Annotated in this window: 1 protein-coding gene; it reads right to left on the bottom strand. The window is 67.7% G+C overall.

Features of this window, described 5'->3' with window-relative positions; translation table 11 throughout:
- Positions 1-2,197 (bottom strand): DNA-directed RNA polymerase subunit beta (gene rpoB, locus ABT158_RS51085; protein ID WP_352366737.1); only part of this gene is annotated, 2,197 nt, incomplete at both ends.

Raw genomic sequence — 2,197 nt, 5'->3', positions numbered from 1 at the left:
ATGTAGCCGACCGAGATCGGGTACGGGAACGGCTCGCCGGAACGGCCGTCGAACAGCCGCGCCTTGCCGCTCTGCTGCACCATGCGGTCGCCGTCCCGGTTGGCGATGGTGTTGCCGAGCAGGCCGACGATCTCCTCCTCGTGCGCGCCGTCGAAGACCGGGGTGGCCATGTTGGTACGCGGGGCGACCTTCTCGAAGCCCTTGTCCTTCAGCCGCTCGGCCCACGCCTCGGCGATGCCCGAGATGTCCCAGCCACGCGCGGCGATCCACCCCAGGTGGGTCTCCAGCACCTGACCGACGTTCATCCGGCCGGGCACGCCCAGCGGGTTGAGGATGATGTCGACCGGGGTGCCGTCCTCCAGGAACGGCATGTCCTCGACCGGCAGGATCTTGGAGATGACGCCCTTGTTGCCGTGGCGGCCGGCCAGCTTGTCGCCGTCGGTGATCTTACGCTTCTGGGCCACGTAGACGCGGACCAGCTCGTTGACGCCCGGCGGGAGCTCGTCGCCCTCGTCGCGGCTGAACACGCGCACGCCGATGACCTTGCCCTGCTCGCCGTGCGGCACCTTCAGCGAGGTGTCGCGGACCTCACGGGCCTTCTCCCCGAAGATGGCGCGCAGCAGCCGCTCCTCCGGGGTCAGCTCGGTCTCGCCCTTCGGGGTGACCTTGCCGACCAGGATGTCGCCGGGGACGACCTCGGCGCCGATCCGGATGATGCCGCGCTCGTCGAGGTCGGCCAGGACCTCTTCCGACACGTTGGGGATGTCCCGGGTGATCTCCTCGGGGCCCAGCTTGGTGTCGCGGGCGTCGACCTCGTGCTCCTCGATGTGGATCGAGGACAGGACGTCGTCCTGGACCAGACGCTGGGACAGGATGATGGCGTCTTCGTAGTTGTGGCCCTCCCACGGCATGAACGCCACGAGCAGGTTCTTGCCGAGCGCCATCTCACCGTTGTCGGTGCAGGGGCCGTCGGCGATGACCTGGTTGACCTCGACCCGGTCGCCTTCGGCGACGATGGGCTTCTGGTTGAAGGAGGTGCCCTGGTTGGAGCGCTTGAACTTGGCGACCCGGTACGTCGTACGCGTGCCGTCGTCGTTCATGACGGTGACGTAGTCGGCGGAGACCTCCTCGACCACGCCGGCCTTCTCGGCGCTGATGACGTCGCCGGCGTCGGTCGCGGCACGGTACTCCATGCCGGTGCCGACCAGCGGCGCCTCGCTCTTGAGCAGCGGCACCGACTGGCGCTGCATGTTGGAGCCCATGAGCGCGCGGTTGGCGTCGTCGTGCTCGAGGAAGGGGATCATCGCGGTGGCGACCGACACCATCTGGCGCGGCGACACGTCGATGTAGTCGACTTCCTCGGCACGGGCGAGCTCGGTCTCGCCGCCCTTGGTACGGACCAGGACGCGGGACTCGGCGAACGACCCGTCGGGGTTGAGCGTCGTGTTGGCCTGCGCCTTGACGTAGCGGTCTTCCTCGTCGGCCGTCAGGTAGTCGATCTGGTCGGTCACCCTGCCGTCGACGACCTTGCGGTAAGGCGTCTCGACGAAGCCGAAGGCGTTGATGCGGCCGTAGGAGGCCAGCGAGCCGATCAGACCGATGTTCGGGCCTTCAGGGGTCTCGATCGGGCACATCCGGCCGTAGTGGGACGGGTGCACGTCACGGACCTCGAAGCCGGCCCGCTCACGGGACAGACCACCGGGGCCGAGCGCGGACAGACGCCGCTTGTGCGTCAGGCCGGCCAGCGGGTTGGTCTGGTCCATGAACTGCGACAGCTGCGAGGTGCCGAAGAACTCCTTGATGGAGGCCACGACGGGACGGATGTTGATCAGGGTCTGCGGCGTGATCGCCTCGACGTCCTGGGTGGTCATCCGCTCGCGGACGACGCGCTCCATGCGGGCCAGGCCCAGGCGGACCTGGTTCTGGATGAGCTCGCCGACGCTGCGCAGGCGGCGGTTGCCGAAGTGGTCGATGTCGTCGACCTCGACGATCACCTCACCGTTGGCGCCCGGCATCGACTCCTCGCCCGCGTGCAGGCGGACGATGTACTCGATGGTGGCGACGATGTCCTCTTCGGTCAGCGTGCCCTGCGTGATCTCGGAGTCGACCCCGAGCTTCTTGTTGATCTTGTAGCGGCCCACCTTGGCCAGGTCGTACCGCTTGGGGTTGAAGTACAGGTTCTCCAGCAGGGTCTGCG

This window comes from Nonomuraea sp. NPDC001636, from assembly GCF_040298265.1.
Lineage (GTDB): Bacteria > Actinomycetota > Actinomycetes > Streptosporangiales > Streptosporangiaceae > Nonomuraea.
Note: the sequence above shows the minus strand (reverse complement) of the source record. Positions and strands in the feature narration are given on the sequence as shown.